At 75.1% G+C, this 17,210-nt stretch carries 17 protein-coding genes and 2 pseudogenes; 9 read left to right on the plus strand and 10 right to left on the minus strand.

The features are described 5' to 3' along the window. Positions 1-64: 64 nt before the first annotated feature. The 5 genes from rox to GA0070214_RS00775 form a co-directional block, all read right to left on the minus strand. On the minus strand, positions 65-1,549 hold the full coding sequence (gene rox / locus GA0070214_RS00755; protein ID WP_091257924.1) for a rifampin monooxygenase: 1,485 nt from the start codon (positions 1,547-1,549) through the stop codon (positions 65-67). Positions 1,550-1,869: 320 nt separating this feature from the next. Then, the gene (locus tag GA0070214_RS00760) at positions 1,870-2,328 is read right to left on the minus strand and encodes an HNH endonuclease (RefSeq protein ID WP_091257925.1); all 459 of its coding nucleotides are present in this window, start codon (positions 2,326-2,328) and stop codon (positions 1,870-1,872) included. A 47-nt stretch (positions 2,329-2,375) separates the two neighbouring features. Further along, positions 2,376-2,855, minus strand: a complete 480-nt coding sequence (locus tag GA0070214_RS00765; RefSeq protein ID WP_091257927.1) for a hypothetical protein — start codon at positions 2,853-2,855, stop codon at positions 2,376-2,378. 615 nt (positions 2,856-3,470) lie between these two features. Next, positions 3,471-4,055 carry a hypothetical protein gene (locus tag GA0070214_RS32975; protein WP_377463337.1) on the minus strand — a complete coding sequence of 195 codons (585 nt, stop codon included), beginning with the start codon at positions 4,053-4,055 and terminating at the stop codon, positions 3,471-3,473. A gap of 37 nt (positions 4,056-4,092) precedes the next feature. Continuing rightward, entirely contained in the window at positions 4,093-5,553 is a 1,461-nt protein-coding gene (locus GA0070214_RS00775; protein ID WP_091257930.1) for a hypothetical protein, read from the minus strand. A 228-nt stretch (positions 5,554-5,781) separates the two neighbouring features. Between GA0070214_RS00775 and GA0070214_RS00780 the strand changes: the two genes are divergently transcribed. After that, positions 5,782-7,260, plus strand: a complete 1,479-nt coding sequence (locus GA0070214_RS00780) for a vWA domain-containing protein (RefSeq protein ID WP_091257933.1) — start codon at positions 5,782-5,784, stop codon at positions 7,258-7,260. A 49-nt stretch (positions 7,261-7,309) separates the two neighbouring features. Here the strand turns inward: GA0070214_RS00780 and GA0070214_RS00785 are convergent, their stop codons facing one another. Next, positions 7,310-8,128, minus strand: coding sequence for a TIGR04222 domain-containing membrane protein (locus GA0070214_RS00785; RefSeq protein ID WP_091257935.1), 819 nt, complete (start codon positions 8,126-8,128; stop codon positions 7,310-7,312). Between the two features lie 39 nt (positions 8,129-8,167). Continuing rightward, positions 8,168-9,715: a glycosyltransferase family 39 protein gene (locus GA0070214_RS00790; RefSeq protein ID WP_091257936.1), complete on the minus strand. Its 1,548-nt coding sequence runs from the start codon at positions 9,713-9,715 to the stop codon at positions 8,168-8,170. 98 nt (positions 9,716-9,813) lie between these two features. Here GA0070214_RS00790 and GA0070214_RS00795 point away from each other — a divergent pair, with 98 nt between their 5' ends. Then, on the plus strand, positions 9,814-10,299 hold the full coding sequence (locus GA0070214_RS00795) for a GNAT family N-acetyltransferase (protein WP_091257938.1): 486 nt from the start codon (positions 9,814-9,816) through the stop codon (positions 10,297-10,299). A 27-nt stretch (positions 10,300-10,326) separates the two neighbouring features. Continuing rightward, positions 10,327-10,722, plus strand: coding sequence for a cupin domain-containing protein (locus GA0070214_RS00800; RefSeq protein WP_091257940.1), 396 nt, complete (start codon positions 10,327-10,329; stop codon positions 10,720-10,722). A gap of 11 nt (positions 10,723-10,733) precedes the next feature. Here GA0070214_RS00800 and GA0070214_RS32050 read toward each other — a convergent pair whose 3' ends face one another. After that, the gene (locus GA0070214_RS32050) at positions 10,734-11,255 is read right to left on the minus strand and encodes an MFS transporter (protein WP_208602607.1); all 522 of its coding nucleotides are present in this window, start codon (positions 11,253-11,255) and stop codon (positions 10,734-10,736) included. A 94-nt stretch (positions 11,256-11,349) separates the two neighbouring features. Beyond that, positions 11,350-11,970 (minus strand): annotated as a pseudogene (locus GA0070214_RS32980) (MFS transporter); the annotation flags it as partial. A gap of 68 nt (positions 11,971-12,038) precedes the next feature. Between GA0070214_RS32980 and GA0070214_RS00810 the strand changes: the two are divergent. The 5 genes and pseudogenes from GA0070214_RS00810 to GA0070214_RS00830 all read left to right on the plus strand — a co-directional run bounded on the left by GA0070214_RS00810 (position 12,039) and on the right by GA0070214_RS00830 (position 14,850). Further along, a complete protein-coding gene (locus tag GA0070214_RS00810) occupies positions 12,039-12,542 on the plus strand; it encodes a MarR family winged helix-turn-helix transcriptional regulator (RefSeq protein ID WP_091257942.1) in 504 nt (167 codons plus the stop codon). Positions 12,543-12,611: 69 nt separating this feature from the next. Then, complete coding sequence (locus tag GA0070214_RS00815; RefSeq protein WP_091257944.1) at positions 12,612-13,178, plus strand: isochorismatase family protein; 567 nt, start codon at positions 12,612-12,614, stop codon at positions 13,176-13,178. A 100-nt stretch (positions 13,179-13,278) separates the two neighbouring features. Then, positions 13,279-13,800 carry a DUF2087 domain-containing protein gene (locus GA0070214_RS00820; RefSeq protein WP_091257946.1) on the plus strand — a complete coding sequence of 174 codons (522 nt, stop codon included), beginning with the start codon at positions 13,279-13,281 and terminating at the stop codon, positions 13,798-13,800. A gap of 87 nt (positions 13,801-13,887) precedes the next feature. Beyond that, a pseudogene (locus GA0070214_RS00825) lies at positions 13,888-14,349 on the plus strand (GNAT family N-acetyltransferase); the annotation flags it as partial. A gap of 75 nt (positions 14,350-14,424) precedes the next feature. Next, positions 14,425-14,850: an Hsp20/alpha crystallin family protein gene (locus tag GA0070214_RS00830; protein WP_091257949.1), complete on the plus strand. Its 426-nt coding sequence runs from the start codon at positions 14,425-14,427 to the stop codon at positions 14,848-14,850. A gap of 59 nt (positions 14,851-14,909) precedes the next feature. Here the strand turns inward: GA0070214_RS00830 and GA0070214_RS00835 are convergent, their stop codons facing one another. Beyond that, a complete protein-coding gene (locus GA0070214_RS00835) occupies positions 14,910-15,944 on the minus strand; it encodes a helix-turn-helix transcriptional regulator (RefSeq protein ID WP_091257950.1) in 1,035 nt (344 codons plus the stop codon). A gap of 236 nt (positions 15,945-16,180) precedes the next feature. On the opposite strand from GA0070214_RS00835, the gene GA0070214_RS00840 reads away from it, so the two are divergent. Next, entirely contained in the window at positions 16,181-17,173 is a 993-nt protein-coding gene (locus GA0070214_RS00840) for a tyrosine-type recombinase/integrase (RefSeq protein ID WP_091257951.1), read from the plus strand. Positions 17,174-17,210 lie beyond the last annotated feature (37 nt).

Below are 17,210 nucleotides of genomic sequence, written 5' to 3' on the forward strand. Positions count from 1 at the left end.
TCGTGTCCTGTCGTAGGTGTGACGGGTGCGGGCGCGACAACTCATCACCGGGGCCCGGTCGGCCCTACTTGGGCCTGCCGAACCAGCGGGCGAGGTGATCGTCCAGGTCCTGCTGGTCGTCGCCGATCCAGGCGACGTGGCCGTCGGGGCGCAGCAGGACGCACGGAGCATCCAGTGCCGCAGTCGTATCCCCGAGGTAGTCGACCCGGTCCGACCAGCCCCCGACGGTGAGGCGTTCGGTGCGGTCCAGCAGCAGGCCGCGGCCGCCGTGCAGCAGGCCGTAGAGGTGGCCCTGTTTCACCTCGATGTCGGGCATACGGCGGCCGAGCAGGTCGGGGCCCGCGCCGAAGTCGTAGCGGATGCCGGTCGCGATGATCTTTTCGATCAGGTAGCGGTTCACCTCGTCGAAGTCCATCAGTTCGGTCAGCAGCCTGCGCACGGCCTGCGCGCCCGGTTCGGTGGACAGCAGTTCCATCTGGGTGCGGGTGTTGTCCAGGACGTCCCCGGCGACCGGATGACGTTCGGCCTGGTAGGTGTCCAGCAGTGTTTCCGGCGCCCAGCCGTTGATCTGCGCGGCCAGTTTCCAGCCGAGGTTGAAGGCATCCTGAACGCCCAGGTTGAGGCCCTGTCCGCCGATGGGTGGGTGGATGTGTGCCGCGTCGCCGGCCAGCAGCACCCGCCCGACCCGATACCGGTCGGCCAGCCGTGTGGCGTCCCCGAAGCGGGACAACCAGCGTGGGGAGTGCACGCCGAAATCGGTCCCGGCGATGGCGCGCAGCTGTTGTTGGAAGTCCTCGAGTGTGGGCGGTACGGCGCGATCGCTGACTCCCGCCGCGGGGACCACGACGCTGTAGACCTCCCCGCCGAAGGGCCGGAGCCAGAACCGCTGCTGGGTCTCGCGGACTTCGGCCACCTTGGCGGCGATCTCCTCCGGCGGCACACCCACGTGCATCTCGCCCATCAGCGTCTCGTTCCGCGAGGGCTCGCCGGGGAAGCCGACGCCGAGCAGCTTGCGCACCGTACTGCGCCCGCCGTCGCAGCCGACGAGATAGCGCGTGCGTAGCCGTTCCCCGTCGGCCAGCGCGACGGTCACCCCGTCGTCGTCCTGGGCGAGATCGGCCACCGCAGCACCGCGCCGGACCTGCGCACCGCGCTCGATCGCATGTTCCTCGAGCAGTCGGACGATGACCGGCTGCGGGATGCCCAGCAGGTAGGCGTACGCGGAATCCAGGCCCTTGGGGGCGGGCTTGTTGATGGCGGCGAAGAAACCGGCGGCCGGACGCCGTCGTGCGTGTTCGAGGATGCGGTCCAGCAGCCCGCGCATCGCCATCAGCTCGATACTGCGCGCGTGCAGGCCGACGATGCGGACGAACGACGCGGGTTCGGTGTCCTTCTCCAGGACGAGGACCCGCACGTCGTGCAGCCGCAGTTCGGCGGCCAGCAGCGCACCGGTCGGCCCGCACCCGGCAATGACCACGTCGTACGTGAGGTGCCCGCGGCCGGTGCCGGAGGACGGCGACGGCTCGGCGGTGAACGGCAGAGAGTGCATGGGTGTTGCCTTTCGGGAGTGCCTGCTTTCGAGGCGCTCCCGGCGACACCTAGGTCAATCGCCCGGCCGTGACGGGATGGGGAGCACCCACAGCGATACAGCGTTCATGGGTCTCACCTCCTCGGGCGGCGTCACGGGCACCTGCAAGCTACAAGCCTGGGCATCACCCGTCCAGCTCTTTCCTCGCGCTGCCCATCCGACCTGATTTCCGGATTACCGGTAACACCAATCCGTTTATCGGGACGGACAAAGGGGGCAAACCAGGGATGCACCATAATGACAGTTCGTGTGCGTAAGCAATTACGCTGTTGTAATCGGCGCTACGAGTGGTAGCCGGCCCTCGCTTCGGCGACCTCAGCGGCGCGGCGCTCCCGCCACCGCCGCTGCGCCTCGCTGTTGCAGCGCCGACACACCTTCCGGAGCCGGCCGGTGGCGGGGTCCAGCTCCCGGTCGTGCCCGTTGCGGCACTGCGGCCGCTGCCTGCGCTGCCGGCAGTTCTCGGCGTGGCTGAGCTGGCGGAGGTGGGTCGGCTCGATGCAGTCCGGGGCATCGCACACGTGCTGCACGGCGAGGTCCGGCTGGTAGTCGCCGACGAACACGGCGTAGGCGGCGACATGGGCCCACGCCCGCCCGGCGACCTTCTGGTGGACTCCGCGCCGGCTGCCGTAGCCGCGCACGATCAGGCAGCCGGTCGGCAACCGTTCCGACCGCGCGAGCAGGTACGCCTTCAGGGATTCCTCATCGAAATGCCGGGAGAGGCCGGTCACCTGCGACAGCACCGCCCGAGCATAGGAAGGGGCACCGACGGGCCGGCGGCCACGGGGGTTCACTGGCCCAGGCGGCAGTGGGGGAGTGCGCGGGACGGGGCGCGCCGGACCCGGGCGTCGTTCTCCGCGAGCGCCACGTCGAGGAATGCTCCGACGCCGACCTGGGTGGCGTCGGCGAGCCGGGCGATGAGCAGCAGCCGCTGCCGCAGTGACTCCGGCTCGCCACCGTGCGCCGGTCGCCGGCCGCCGGGGTACGGCGACGCCCCGCGCGGCCGGGTCGCCGGGGAGGTCGGTCCGCCGTCGTCGAGGTGGGCCGCCAGCAGCGGCCAGACGTCCTGGCCCTCCGGGTCGAGTTCCTCGACGAGGAGCGCGGCGGTGTCGCCGAGGACGTGGTGCGCCCACGGGTGGGGCAGCCGCGCCAGCCGGTCGACCGCGGCGTCGACCCCGGCCAGGTCCGACCCGTCGGCCGCCCGCACCCCGGCCACCACGGCGTTCCACAGCTCCTGTTCCGCCGGGGTCGGCGGGTGCCACATCGCCATCTTCGCTCCGCTTCTGACCTGCGAGGGGCCAGGCGTCGTGAGTTCGGGGCGGCCGGTGCGCCGCCCGGGTCGGGGGTGGCCGGCACGGGCCCGTAGGAGGGCGAGACCCGTGCCGGCCGCGGTGATCACCCCAATCACCGCCTTCACGCCGCCGCGGGCGGCCGGCCCGCGGTGACGTCGTCTCCGGTGGCGGGCGCACCCGGTCCGGGGTGCCCGCCAACGTCAGTCAAGTGTGCGACGGATTGAACAAGTTGTGGCGATTTGAATGTTCGTGTCGCACACGTTCACGTCCTCACCGTGGGTGGTTCGCGCTCCACCGTGGCGGGACGCGCCGGGGATGGGTTCGCCGTGTCCCGTCCGGTCGTACGCGAGCTCCGGTGAGACCGGTCGAACGACATGCGTGAAGCCACCGGCTGAGGCTATTGGGGAGCTTGTGGTTATTTGCCCAGATTCAGAGGTGAGGCGAGCGGCTTACCTTTCATCATTCGCATATCCGGAAAGGCAGGCATGGTCGCCCCAGACGGCGCAGAGATGCGTTGAGCGACGAAACAGGATTAACGTCCACAATGCTCCGCGAGCCACCCCCGCAGTGGGGTGGCTCGCGGAGCGGGTCGGTCAGGGCTGCGTCCGGTCGTCGATCTCGGTGCCGGACTCACCGGGCCGGGCGCCGATCGCCTCCTCGGCGGCACGCCCGCCGGTGCTCTCGTCGCCCAGGCTGAGGCTGCTGCGCGGCAGCCCGGACAGCCCGGCCGGATCCTGGATGTCGCCCTGCACACCCCGGTCGTCCTGGACGCGGTCGTCGATCTCGGTGCCGGACTCACCGGGCCGGGCGCCGATCGCCTCCTCGGCGGCACGCCCGCCGGTGCTCTCGTCGCCCAGGCTCAGGCTGCTGCGCGGCAGCCCGGACAGCCCGGCCGGATCCTCGGTCGGCTGGTCCGGCCAGTCGGCGGTCTGCGCGCCCGCGCCGCCGGCGGACTCGCGCCGTCCGACGCCCTGCGCGTGGTAGGCGCCGGGCACGCCCGGGTCACCCGGATCGGCCAGGCTCGTGTCGACCGGCCGGGCGTCCGGATCGGCCAGCCCCGCGCGGCGCAACATGTCGACCAGCTCGTCGTGCGGCATGCGCTCGGTGTCCGTTATTCCGGCCCCGCGCGCGATGGACCGCAGGGTGGTCAGGTCCTGATCTGCGAAGGTCTCGGCCATGCCGGTGCCTTCCCGGCGCCCGAGAGAAGGAAACCTGTCAGGCCCGCGCGCCGCCCAGTCCCAGCAGCACGGCCAGGCCGAGCGCGCTGCGCGGGGCGTACGGCACCCGCCACAGTCCGCCGTGCGCCGCCGCGTACGCCTCGTCCCGCCACGGGTGGTCCTGGACCGGACCACCGCCGGTGCGCAGGTCGTGCACGAGCAGCGCGGCCATCAGCGTGTTGCTGGTGGCCGGCTCGAACACCTCGATGCCGAACCGGTGCGCCCCGGCGTACGCGGCCGCGAGAGCGCGGTTGCGCAGCACCGAGCGGGTCCGGGTGGGCGGGGCCACGGTGAACGACACGGTGCTGCCGGCGTCCCGGGCCACCGCCGCCCGCCAGCGTTGCAGCCGCTTGGCCAGCGCGTAGTTCGGCCCCTGCTGCGGCACCAGGCTGTCGTTGATCCCCGGGTCGGCGCCCGGCGGGTAGTTGCGGTGCAGCAGCCGCCCGCCGGAGAGCAGCCGCAGTGACCGGCGCGCCAGGCCGCGGGCGGCGTACCCGCGTTCGGCGTGGGCGACGGCCTCGGCGGGCACCGCGTACACGTCGGTGGGGGTGGCCAGGAAGGCCAGCGCGGTGTCCGGCCGGCGCCGCCCCAGGTGGACAGTGAGCGCGTCGACCGCGGTGGCGACCCGGACGTTGGTCGCTCCGTCGGCGTACACGTAGTTGCCGAGCACGAGCCGGCCGTCCAGGCCGTCGAGCCAGCGGACCGCCTGCGGCAGTCGGTGCAGCAGGTCGGCGCCGGCGCCCGCGGCGAGAGCGGCCTCGTCGGTGCCGGGCGGCACCGGCAGGTGCAGCCGGCCGCCGTGCCGGTGGGCGACACGCAGCAGGCGGCGCCAGATCTCCGGGCGGGGCAGGTCGACGGCGACCACGTCCCCGCCCCAGCGCAGCACGGACGGCAGCGGGCCCATCTCGGCGCCCGCACCGAGCACCACGAGCCGCAGGTCGCGCAGGTCCAACCAGTCCGGCTCGGCCTGCACGGCGCGGACGGCCTCCGCGCAGCTCGGCTCGATGACGCCCGCGTCGACCCAGGCGTCGAGGCGGCGGCGCAGGTCGTCGCCGCGCAGGCGCTGCCCGCGGTACGGGACGGACAGCTCGCGCTCCACCGGGCCGGCGCCGGTCACCGTGGCCGTCTCCAGGGGCGGTTCCCCGTCGGGCAGCGCGCACGCCTCGTCCAGTGCCACCTCGGCGCCGTCGGCGGGCACGTAGCGCATCCGGGCGTGCAGGGCGGCGAGCCCGTCCCGGGCGACGGTGAGCGCGGCCTCCCGGGAGAGCAGGCCGGCCTCGACGAGCCGGCGGAAGTGGCCGACGTAGCCGTGCCGCCAGTCGGTCTCGTGTTCGGCCGCGCGGGCGCCGACCGGGTCCACCGCGCGCAGGGCGTCGGCGACCACCGCCCGCCCCAGCGCGGTCGTGCTGCGCCGGCCGTCGCCGGTCGCGGGGAACACCACCCCGGTCGGGCCGTCCACGCCGCCACCTCCTGCTCGTTTCGGCCGCCGCCGGCCGTGGGCTCACTCTGCCGCATCGGCCGCGCCGACGTCCGCCGAGGGCCGCCCGGCGGCCCGCTCAGGTCACGGCCCGCGCACGGATCGGTCACGACGGTCGCGCTTGGGTATCGGCTCGGCCACGACGGGATCCGCGGCGACGCCGGTCTGCGTCAATGACCATGACCCGTCCCCAGCCCCTCGGAGGAAGCCATGGTCCACATCAGACGGTCGGCGTTGCTGCTGGTGGCGCTCGCCACCGCCCTGACGGTCAGCGCGTGCGGCTCCGACGGCGGCGGGCGGCGTAGCGACGCCGGCCCCGCGCCAGTCCGCCCGAACGGCGGCATCCCCTGGTCGGGCGACGAGACCCGGGCCTCGGACGACCCGCTGTCCACCTTCGCCGTCGACGTGGACACCGCCTCCTACGGGTACGCCCGCCGGCTCATCATGGACGGCCGGCTGCCGGAGCGCGGCACGGTCCGGCCGGAGGAGTTCGTCAACTCCTTCCGCCAGGACTATCCGCAGCCCGCCGGTGACGGCTTCGCCGTCCACGTCGACGGCGCCCGCCTGCCGCAGACCCACGAGGCCGGCGGCGACGAGCGGCTCGTGCGGATCGGCCTGCAAACCCGCGCCGAGGACGAGGAGCGCCGCCCCGACGCGGCGCTCACCTTCGTCATCGACGTCTCGGGGTCGATGGGTGAGCCCGGCCGGCTCGACCTGGTGCGCGATTCCCTGCACACGCTCGTGGATCAGCTGCGTCCCACCGACTCCATCGCCGTGGTCGAGTTCAGCAACCAGGCCCGGGTGGTCCGGGAGATGACGCCGGTCGCCGACGCCCGCACGCTGCACTCGGCGATCGACTCGCTGCACACCCGGGACAGCACCAACCTGGAGGCCGGCCTGGTGCTCGGCTACCGGGTGGCCCGCGACGGCTTCCGCCCCGGCCGGACGAACCGGGTGATCGTGCTCTCCGACGGCCTCGCGAACACCGGCAGTACCGAGGCGGAACCGATCCTGCGCCGGGTGCGCGCCGAGGCGGAGAAGCAGATCGCCCTGCTCGGCGTGGGCGTCGGTAGCGACTACGGCGACGAGCTGATGGAGCAGCTGGCCGACCGGGGCGACGGCTTCGCCGTCTACGTCAGCGAGCGGGAGCAGGCCCGCGAGGTGTTCGTGCGGCAGCTGCCGGCGACGCTGAGCGTGCGGGCGCTGGACGCCAAGGTGCAGGTGAGCTTCGCGCCGCAGGCGGTGCGCTCCTACCGGCTGGTCGGTTACGACAACCGGGCGCTGGCCGACGGGGACTTCCGCGACGACCGGGTCGACGGCGGCGAGGTGGGTCCCGGGCACAGCGTCACGGCGCTGTACGCGGTCCGGCTCGCCGAGGGCGCCGCCCCGTCGGACCGGATCGCCCAGGTGCAGGTGCGCTGGACCGACCCGGCCGAGCGGACGCCGGCCGAGACGTACGGGTCGGTGACGGTCGCCGACGTGCAGGGAAGCTTCGCCACGGCGTCGCCGCGGTTGCGGGCCTGCTACGCGGCGGCCTGGTTCGCCGAGGCGCTGCGGGGTGCGGAGTCCGGCGGGCCGGTCGGGCTGGCCGACCTGGCGACCATCGCGGACGGGGCCGCCGCCGCCACCGAGGATCCCGAGGTGCGGGACCTGGCGCGGGTGATCCGCTCGGCCGACGAGCTGCGCTGACCCGGCGCCGGCCGGCGCCCGGCAGGGGAGGTGCCGGCCGGCCGTCGGGTCAACGGCGGGCGGGTTTCCGCTCGGGGGTAGGGCGGCCCCGCTCCGGGTCGACACCGACCTGGACGGCGAGGGCCGGGTCCACGGCGAGCAGCGGGCGCGGCCCGAACAGCGCCATCGCGGTGAGCAGCTGGTCGGTGCCGCGCTCGCGCCAGGCCGGCCGCCGCTGCGGATCCAGCTCGGCGTGCTCCCGGCGCTGGCGGCGCAGCAGGCGGCGGGCCGCCGCGCCGGTCTCCGGCACCTCGCACAGCCACCAGCCGCCGAGGGCGGTGGCCAGGCAGCACAGGAGCAGGCCCACCACGGAGGCCGGCCCGCCCGCGTCCCGCCCCTCGACGGCGCTGTCCACCAGCCGGGTCACCCCGACCGCGGCGACCGCGAACAGCGGCAGGGTGCCCAGCGCGACCCGCCGCCGCTGGGCCGGGGTGAGCAGCCAGCCGTCCCGGACGAGCCGGCCGACCAGCCGGCGCAGCGCCCGCCCGACGCCGGGGTCGGCGAGCACGGCGGCCCAGGTCTGCGGCCGGCGCAGCGCGGCGTGCAGGGCGCGGACCAGCGCGGCCGACCGGGGCGGCGGCGGGCCGTCCACCGACAGGGTGGCCAGCTCGCCGAGGCGTACGACGCCGGCGCGGTGCAGCGCGGCCACGGCCACCTGGAGGGCCAGCAGGGCCCGGTCGGTGAGGTAGGCCAGCTCGATCGTGTCCGGGGTGGCGCCCCGGGCCCGCCGGCCGGTCAGCTCCCGCGCCGCGAGGGCGACGGCGAGGGCCACGGCGACCGCCCCCAGGTAGTCGAGGAGGAAGAGCGGTCCGCTGACACCCCAGAGCATGGCGACAAGTATGGCCCGGCCGCACCGGTGGCCCGGCGCTCAGGAGGCGTGCGTCACCTCGCTGTCCCAGATCTGCGACCAGGGGCGGCGCAGGCCGCGGCAGACGAAGATCGGCTCGCCGTTCTCGTCGTTGTCCACGTCGACCCGCTGGTCGACCCGGCCGGCCTCGGTGACCTCGGTGAACCAGGCGCGCAGGCGATCGGGGCGCTCCCAGCCGACGGCGATGACCAGGTCGGCGTCGTCGGCCGGGCGGCCGAACGAGGCCATGCTGTTGTGCCCGGAGTAGGCCCGGGGCAGGCCGCGGGCCGGGCCGTAGCGGGCCAGCGCGCCGGCCTCGCCGTAGTTGCCGGTGAGCACGACGGCGCGGGCCTGTTCCCCGGGCGGCAGGTTCCGGTGCACGGCGGCGACCGAGTCGGCGAAGGCCGGCCAGCCGATGGTCTCGCCCGCGTCGTAGTTGACGTCGACCACGAACCCCGGCAGCCGGTCGGCGGGCAGGGTGGGCAGCAGCAGGATCGCGCTGCTGGCGACCATGAGGGCGGCGGCGGTGGCGAGCAGCGCCTGCCGGGCCCGGGCGGCGCCGCGCCGCGCCCAGTCGGCGGTGACCACGGCGCCGGCCGCGGTGAGCACGAGCAGCAGCGGGGCGTCGTAGTAGCCCTTGCCGCCGGCGAGCAGGACGATCGCGAACACCACGAGCCACGCCCAGCCGATCGCCCGGTACGCCGCCCAGGCGGGCCGGCGCAGCAACGCGACCAGGCCGGCGATCCAGACCGGGGTGGCGAACGGGCTGATGATGATCAGTTGGAGCACCACGGCGTCGAGGCGGCCGCTGTAGGAGCTGTCGCCGTCGGCGATCGACGAGGCCACCGAGAGCTGGGGGAAGCCGTGCGCGGCCTGCCAGGCGACGTAGGGCACGGAGAGCAGGACGGCGATGCCGGCGCCGGCCAGCACCCACCGGTCGCGCAGCAGCCGGCGCGGGCCCGCGATCAGCACCCCGGCCAGCAGGCCGACGCCGAGCAGCGCGGGCAGCAGCTTGTTGAGCATGCCCACGCCGAGCACCAGCCCGAGGGCGAGCGCCCACCGGGTGTCGCCGGTGCGCAGCATCCGCACCGCGAACCAGGCCGCGGCGAGCCAGACGAGCAGGTCGACCGTGGTGGTGCTGAGCAGGTGACCGGGGGCGAGCACCACCCCCGCCGCGGCGGCCAGCACGGCGGCGGCCAGCTGGGTGCCCCGGCCGGCGCCGAACTCCCGGGCGAGCGCCGCGACCAGCACCACCGCCGCGCCGGCGATCAGCGCCGACGGGGTGCGCAGCAGCACCAGATTGCCGGGCGCGACGGTGTCGGCCAGCCGGGCGAGGGCGGGCACGAGCGAGCCCTGGTCGACGTAGCCCCAGTCGAGGTGCCGGCCGCAGAGCAGGAAGTAGAGCTCGTCGCGGTGGTAGCCGTAGCGGCCGGCGAGCAGCAGCAGCACGGCGGTGACGGCCCCGCCGACCAGCCAGGGTGCGGCGGTACGCGGCCCGGGCGGCGGGGTCGTCGGCGCGGCGGACGCCCCGGTGCCGGGGCGGTCGAGGTCGGTGACGGGTTCGGCCACGTGTCCATGATGGTCCCGCCGGGCCACCTCACGCTGCCCCGCGACACCCGGACCGAAATCGGTACCGGCCGCCGGTCGCCACGACTAGCGTGCCCGGGATGCGCATCCGGGACTACGCCGAGACCGACTGGGCCCAGGTCTGGCCGATCGTCGAGGACGTCATCGTCGCCCAGGAGACCTTCCCCTACGACCCGACGTGGCCGGAGGAGGTGGCCCACGAGGTGTGGGTGGAACGGCCGCCGGGCCGCACCGTTGTCGCCGAGGAGGACGGGACGGTGCTCGGCACCGCGAAGATGGGGCCGAACCGGTCGGGGCCGGGCGCGCACGTGGCCACGGCCAGTTTCCTGGTGGCCGCCGGCGCCCGGGGCCGCGGCGTCGGCCGGGCCCTGTGCGAGCACGCCCTGGACTGGGCCCGGCGGCAGGGCTTCGCCGCCATGCAGTTCAACGCCGTGGTGGAGGCCAACACGGCGGCCGTCGAGCTGTACCGGCGGCTCGGCTTCACGGTCGTCGGCACCGTGCCGGAGTCGTTCGCGCATCCCACGCTCGGGCGGGTGGGGCTGCACGTCATGCACCGCTTCCTGTGAACGGCGCGGACGGGCGAGGATGGACCGATGAGCACTGAGCCGATCGAGCTGGCCGCCGCCCTGGCGCGCTTCGACCAGCTGTGGAGTCCACGCATCGTCACCACCGTCAACGACTACGACGTCCGGATCGCCAAGGTGGCCGGCGAGCACGTCTGGCACGCCCACGACCACACCGACGAGTTCTTCCTGGTGCTCGACGGCGAGCTGCGCATCGCCCTGCGCGACGGCGCGGACGGCGCGGAACGCGAGGTGGTGCTGCCGCGCGGCGCCGTGTTCGTGGTGCCGCGCGGGGTGGAGCACCGGCCCTCCGCGCCGGACGGCGCGTCGATCCTCATGTTCGAGCCGTCCGGCACGTCCAGTGTGGGGGAGCGGCACGACGAGGTGCCCGGGCACGTGGACGCCACCACCGGCCACCGGCTCTAGGCCGGCCCGCCTCAGCGTCCGGCCGGTGCGGGCTCCGCGACGGCCGGCGGGGCCGGGGCCGGCCAGCCCAGCCGGCGTACGCCGGGGACGGCCGCCGTCCCGACGCAGGCCACCAGGACCAGCGCCCCGGCCACCGCGAGGGGGGCCGGGGCGCCCCACGCTCCGGCCGCGAGCGGGGCGAGGGCGTACCCGAGCGGCATGGCGCCCAGCGACATCAGCCAGTCGTACGAGGTGACCCGGGCGAGCACCTCGGGCGGGAACTGGCCCTGCACCACGGTCTCCCACACGGGGTTGAGGAAGCCGAGGGCGATCAGCGCGAGGCAGTAGGCGGAGACGGTCACCGGGGCGGGCGCGGCGGCGGCGAGCAGCAGCAGGGGCGCCGCGTACGCGGCGAGGGCCAGGTTGCCCAGCAGCACCGGCCGGCGGGGGCGGGCCCGGGCGGCGAGCAGCGACCCGGCGAGCAGGCCGATCGCGCCGGCCTGCTGGAGCAGCACCCAGACGCCCTCGCCGCCGAGGCGGTCCACGGCGACCACCGGGCCGAGGGTGAGCAGCACCGCCGGCGGCGCCGTTCCAGACGCCGTGGGCGAGCAGGCTGCTCCAGTACCAGTCGCGGGCGCGGACCTCGCGCCAGCCGAACACCAGGTCGGCGCGCAGCGACCGGTGCGGGACGGGCACGTGCCGCACCCGGATGACGGCCAGCAGCGCGGCGCTGACCGCGAACGAGGCGGCGTCGAGCACGAACGCCCAGCCCGGTCCGGCGGTCCAGACCAGCAGCCCGGCCAGGGCCGGCCCGGCCAGGCGGCTGGCGTTGCCGGTGGCGCCCATGAGCGCGTTGGCCCGCTGCCGGCCGTCGGCGTCGACGGTGCCGGCGACCAGTGGGGACGAGGTCGGCATGGCGAACGCCGACGCCGCGCCGCCGACGGCGCTGGCCACCGCGAGGTGGGTCAGGGTGGGTGCGCCGCCGAGCAGTTCGACGCCGACGACCAGTTGGGCGACGCAGCGCACCAGGTCGGTGCCGAGGGCCACGCGCCGGGCGTCGAAGCGGTCGGCGACGACGCCGCCAAGGGGGAGCAGCAGCAGCCGGGGCACCATCGCGCAGCCGAGCACCACGGCGAGGGCGGTGGTGGAGCCGGTGGCCCGCAGCACGGCCAGCGCCAGTGCGGTGGGCACCACGGCGTCGCCGAGCGCGGAGACGGTGCGGCCGAGGAACAGCAGGCGGAAGGCGCGGAGCCGGAGGGGATGCGTCACTCCGGGAGGATACTTCGACGCCGAATATTTCGACAACGAATATTTCGGCGTCGGCGTACCGTTGGCGGATGACCGACCGCGACCCCGTCGACGAGCACGTCGAACGCTGGCTGCCCGTGGTTCCCGACCTCGACCCCGACATCGAGGGTGCGGTCGTCCGGATGTCGCTGCTCAGCCGGCACCTGCGCGAGGTGAAGGACCGGGCGCTGGCCGCACTCGACCTTCAGGAGAAGGAGTACGGCACCCTGCACGCCCTCGCCGGCCGGGGCGGCCGGGCCGCGCCCTCGGAGATCGCCGGTGACCTGCGGATGGCACCCGCCTCGATCACGGCCCGGATGGACGCGCTGGTCCGCCGGGGCTTCGTGCGGCGGATCCCGTCCGAGGTGGACCGCCGCCGGATCGACGTGGAGCTCACCGACGCCGGCCGGGCCGCGTGGCAGCGTGCCATGGGGGTGGTCGGCGACGAGGAGCACCGGGTCCTCGGCGTGCTGACCGCGGCGGAGCGGCGGGTCCTGTCCGACCTGCTCCGCCGGGTCGCCCTGGCGGCCGGGTCACCGCCGGGCCGGATCTGAGCGCCCGCACTGTCGGTGGGCGGGACTAGGTTGGTGACCGACCAGCCAACGGCCGTCCAGGGAGGCGCCATGAGCACGCTCGTCGACCGACCGCACACCGCCCTGCTCGTCATCGACGTGCAGAACGGCGTCGTCCAGCACGCCCACGACCGGGACCGGGTGGTCGGCAACATCGCCACCCTCGTCGACCGGGCCCGCGCGGCCGGCGTCGAGGTCGTCTGGGTGCAGCACCGCAGCGAGGAGCTGCCCACCGGCAGCGAGCAGTGGCAGTACGTGCCCGAGCTGGTGCGCCGCGACGGCGAGGCGCTGGTGCACAAGGCCTGGGGCGACTCGTTCGAGGAGACCGACCTGGAGTCCGTCCTCGCCACCCGGGGCGTCAGCCGGCTCGTCGTGACCGGCGCGCAGACCGACGCGTGCATCCGCTCGACGCTGCACGGCGCGATCACCCGTGGCTACGACGCGACGCTGGTCGCCGACGCGCACACCACCGAGGACCTCTCGGCCTACGGCGCCCCGGCGCCCGAGCAGGTCATCGCGCACACCAACCTCTACTGGCGGTTCCACTCCGCGCCCGGCCGCACCGCCGGCACGGTCGACACCGCCGACGTCGACTTCGCCGCGCCGGTCCCCGCCTGAGCCGAGCCGCCGGCGCCGGCCCTCCCGGCCACGGATCGCCGCTGGTCATTCGGCGGAAATTCCGTGGCCGCCCGGGCGCGGGCGCTGGCAGGCTGCCGTCATGAGTGCACAGACCCTCGCGGGGGCGCTCGCCGACGAGCGCCGCCGCGCCGTGTTCGCCGCGATCGTGCTCGGCGCCGGGGACATCCCCGCCGTCGTGTCCCGCACCGGGCTGTCCGCCCGCGACGCCGCCACCGCGGTCCGCCGGCTCACCGACGTCGGCGTGCTGACCGAAGACGGGGCCGGGCTGCGGGTCGACGGCGAACGGCTGCGGGACTACGCGCGCGCCGGCGGCCCGCCCGCGCCGGCCCCGGCGGCGGACCCCCGGGAGACGATCCTGCGCACCTTCCTCCGGGACGGCACGCTGACCCGGCTGCCCGCCCAGCGCGGCCGCCGCCGGGTGCTGCTGGAGCACATCACCGAGCGCTCCTTCGAACCGGGCGTGCGCTATCCGGAACGGGCCGTCGACGACGCGCTGCGGCGCTGGTGCGAGGGCGGCGAGGCCGACCACGTGACGCTGCGCCGCTACCTGGTCGACGACCTGCTGCTCACCCGGGACCACGGCGTCTACTGGCGACCCTGACCCCCGGAAAAGCCGTTGACCGGCCGGTGAGGATCGAGCGGGAGCACCTGGACCACCCACCGCACCGCCCCCGACACGGCCGACGCGCGGATCGTGCTGCGCGAGTACCTGGCCGAGATGGTCCGCCGCTGGCACGGCCGGCCCGAGCGGCCGGGTGAGGTGAGCGCCGCCCTCGCCGAGTCGCCGAGCGACGACCTGGCCCCACCCACCGGGCTGCTCCTGCTGGCCCGCCGTAACGGGCACCTGGCCGGTTGCGCGGGGCTGCGCTGGCGGCCCGGCTGGGCGGAGCTGACCCGGGTCTACGTCCGCCCGGCGCACCGCGGCGCCGGCGGCGGGGCGGCGCTGCTCGCCGCCGTCGAGACGTACGCGCGGGGCGCGGGAGTGGACCGGATCCGGCTGGACACGCGCAGCGACCTCGTGGAGGCACGCGCCCTGTACGCGCGGCACGGCTACCGGGAGATCCCCGCCTTCAACGCCGACCGGTACGCCCAGCACTGGTTCGAGAAGCTGCTGCCGGCCCGGGTTGACGACGCGCTCCCAGCGCGCTAAAACAAGAAATCGAGAACTTGAGTCACCCCGACTCAACTTGACACCTTCGGCCAGGAGAACCGAGGAGGCACGGCCATGTTGATGCGTACCGACCCGTTCCGTGAGATCGACCGGCTCGCCGAGCAGTTCTTCGGCACCACGGCCCGCCCGGCGGTCATGCACCTCGACGCCTACCGCGACGGCGACTTCTTCTACGCCGCCTTCGACCTGCCCGGCGTCGATCCGGACAGCATCGACTGCACGGTGGAGCGCAACGTGCTGACCGTCCGCGCCGAGCGGCGGCGACCCGACGGCGACGCCGTCGAACTGGTGGCGGCCGAGCGGCCGATGGGCACCTTCACCCGGCAGCTCTTCCTGGGCGACACGCTCGACACCGACAAGCTGGAGGCCGGCTACGAGAACGGGGTGCTGACCCTGCGCATCCCGATCTCCGAGCGGGCCAAGCCGCGCCGGATCGCCGTCTCCGCGGCGAGCAACGGCCGCCGGGAGATCAGCGCCTGACCCGGCGCAGCACAGGAAAGATCAGCGCCTGACCAGCGCCACCGGGTGAGCCCGAGGCGTCAGGGACCTGGGTGAGCGGGGGTGGCCGGGGAACCGGCCGCCCCCGCCGGCGTATCCGGGGCGGCGGGGTAGAGCCGCGCCAGGGCGTGCGCCGTGGCGGCGAGGCGCTCGCGCAGCTCGGCCGGCTCCAGCACCTCCACCTCCGCGCCGAGCTTGAGCAGCTCGGTGTGGGCGTGTTTCACCGACTCGATCGGCACGGTGGTCTCCAGCCAGCCGTCCGGGCCGGGCTCGCCGGCCGCCGCCCGGGCGCCCCGGCTCATCTCCGGCGGGAAGACGTACGGCATGAACTCCAGCGCCGCCACGGTCAGCCGGATCCGGGCCCGGTCGCGGTAGACGTCCCGCTCGTAGCGCTCGGTCCACTCCCGCCAGTAGTCGGCCAGGTCGAAGTCGGCGGGCCGCTCGTGGCGCTCGTCGGTGACCCCCACGTCGAGGACGGCACCGACCCGGTAGGTGCGCACCTGGTCGTCGCAGCGGGCCACCAGATACCACCGGCCCGCCTTGAGCACCACGCCCAGCGGGGCGACCACCCGGGTCACCTCGCGCGGCGCCCGCCAGCGCCGGTAGCGCATCTCCACGAGCCGGTCCTCCCACACCGCCCGGGCCAGCGCGGCCAGGTGCGGGGTGGGTTCGGGATGCCGGAACCAGCCGGGCGCGTCCAGGTGGAACCGCTGCCGGGCCCGGCCACCCCGGTCGGCCAGCTCGCCGGGGAGCGCGGCGAGCAGCTTCAGCTCGGCGGCCGCCACCACCGGCCCGAGGCCCAGGTCGGCGGCGGGGCCGGGCATCCCGGCGAGGAACAGCGCCTCGGCCTCCGGCGCGGTCAGCCCGGTCAGCCGGGTCCGGTAGCCCTCCAGCAGCTGGTAGCCGCCGGCCGGGCCGCGGTCGGCGTACACGGGGACGCCGGCGGCGCCGAGCGAGTCGACGTCCCGGTAGACGGTCCGGACCGAGACCTCCAAGGCGTCGGCGAGCTCCTGGGCGGTCATCCGGCCCCGGGTCTGCAGGAGCAGCAGCAGGGAGACCAGGCGGCTGGCACGCACGCCGTGACGGTATCCCGCGCCGGAAATCCGCTGGCGGCCCGGCCCGGTGGTCGAGGCGGCGTTGCGCGAGTTCCGCGGCACGGTGGTGATGGTCAGCCACGACACCTGGTTCGCCGAGGCGGTCGGGGGCGGCCGACGGTGGCGGCTGGACGCCGGCCGGCTGGTGGAGGAGACGGCGTGAGATCGTCGGGCGCGCCTCGTCGCGAATAGCCCGGCCGGCTGAGAGCCTTTCTCACATGCTGCGTCCCGAGGTGCTGCCCCGCGGGTCGACCCCGGCCGCCCTGAGCGGCGGGCCGACCGACTTCACCGAGGCGTGGCTGCGCAACCGGCGGTTGTCCGAGCACACCCGCGACGCGTACCGGCGGGACGTCTCCGGCTGGCTGAGCTGGTGCGCCGGCCGGGAGCTGGACCCGCTGCGGGCCAGCTTCCTCGACGTCAACGCCTACGGGCGGGAGCTGGAGGCCACACCGTCGGGGCGCGGCGGCCGGCCGCTGACCCCGGCCACCGTGGCCCGCCGCCTGTCCGCACTGTCGAGCTGGTACGACTTCCTGGTCAAGCTGCGCGCGGTGGAGGCCAACCCGGTGGCCGCCGCGGACCGTCCCCGGGTCGACCGGGACCACTCCGCCACGGTCGGGCTCACCCCGGACGAGGTGGACGCGCTGCTCGCCGCCGCCGACGCGGACACCGGTGCGACCGCCGCCCGCAACCGGGCCGCCATCGCCCTGCTGGCCGACCTGGGGCTGCGGGTCGGCGAGCTGGTCTCGCTGGATCTCGCCGACCTGGGCGCCGAGCGCGGGCACCGCAGCGTGCGGTTCGTCGGCAAGGGCGGCAAGGTGCGCCGGCGGGCGCTCACGCCCGGCACCGCGTACGCGATCGACGCCTACCTGGCGGCGCGCGCCGCCGCCGAGGGGGTGAGCGTGCCGGAGTTGACCGGGCCGCTGCTGGTCACCGCGACCGGCGGGCGGCTGGACCGGCACGCGGTGTTCCGGCTGGTGCGGCGGCTGGCCCAGGCCGCCGGGATCCCCGCCTGGGCGAAGCTGTCCCCGCACTCGCTGCGGCACGCGTTCGCCACGACGGCCCGCGCCGAGGGGGTGCCGCTGGAGGACGTGCAGGACGCCATGGGACACGCCGACCCCCGGACCACCCGCCGCTACGACCGGGACCGCCACAACCTGGACCGCGACCCGGCGTACGCAATCTGGGCGGCGCGCGCCCGTCGGCGCGGATAGTCCCTTGACGGAGTGAGTACTCACTCCGCATGCTGGT

Source organism: Micromonospora chaiyaphumensis (assembly GCF_900091435.1).
GTDB lineage: Bacteria > Actinomycetota > Actinomycetes > Mycobacteriales > Micromonosporaceae > Micromonospora > Micromonospora chaiyaphumensis.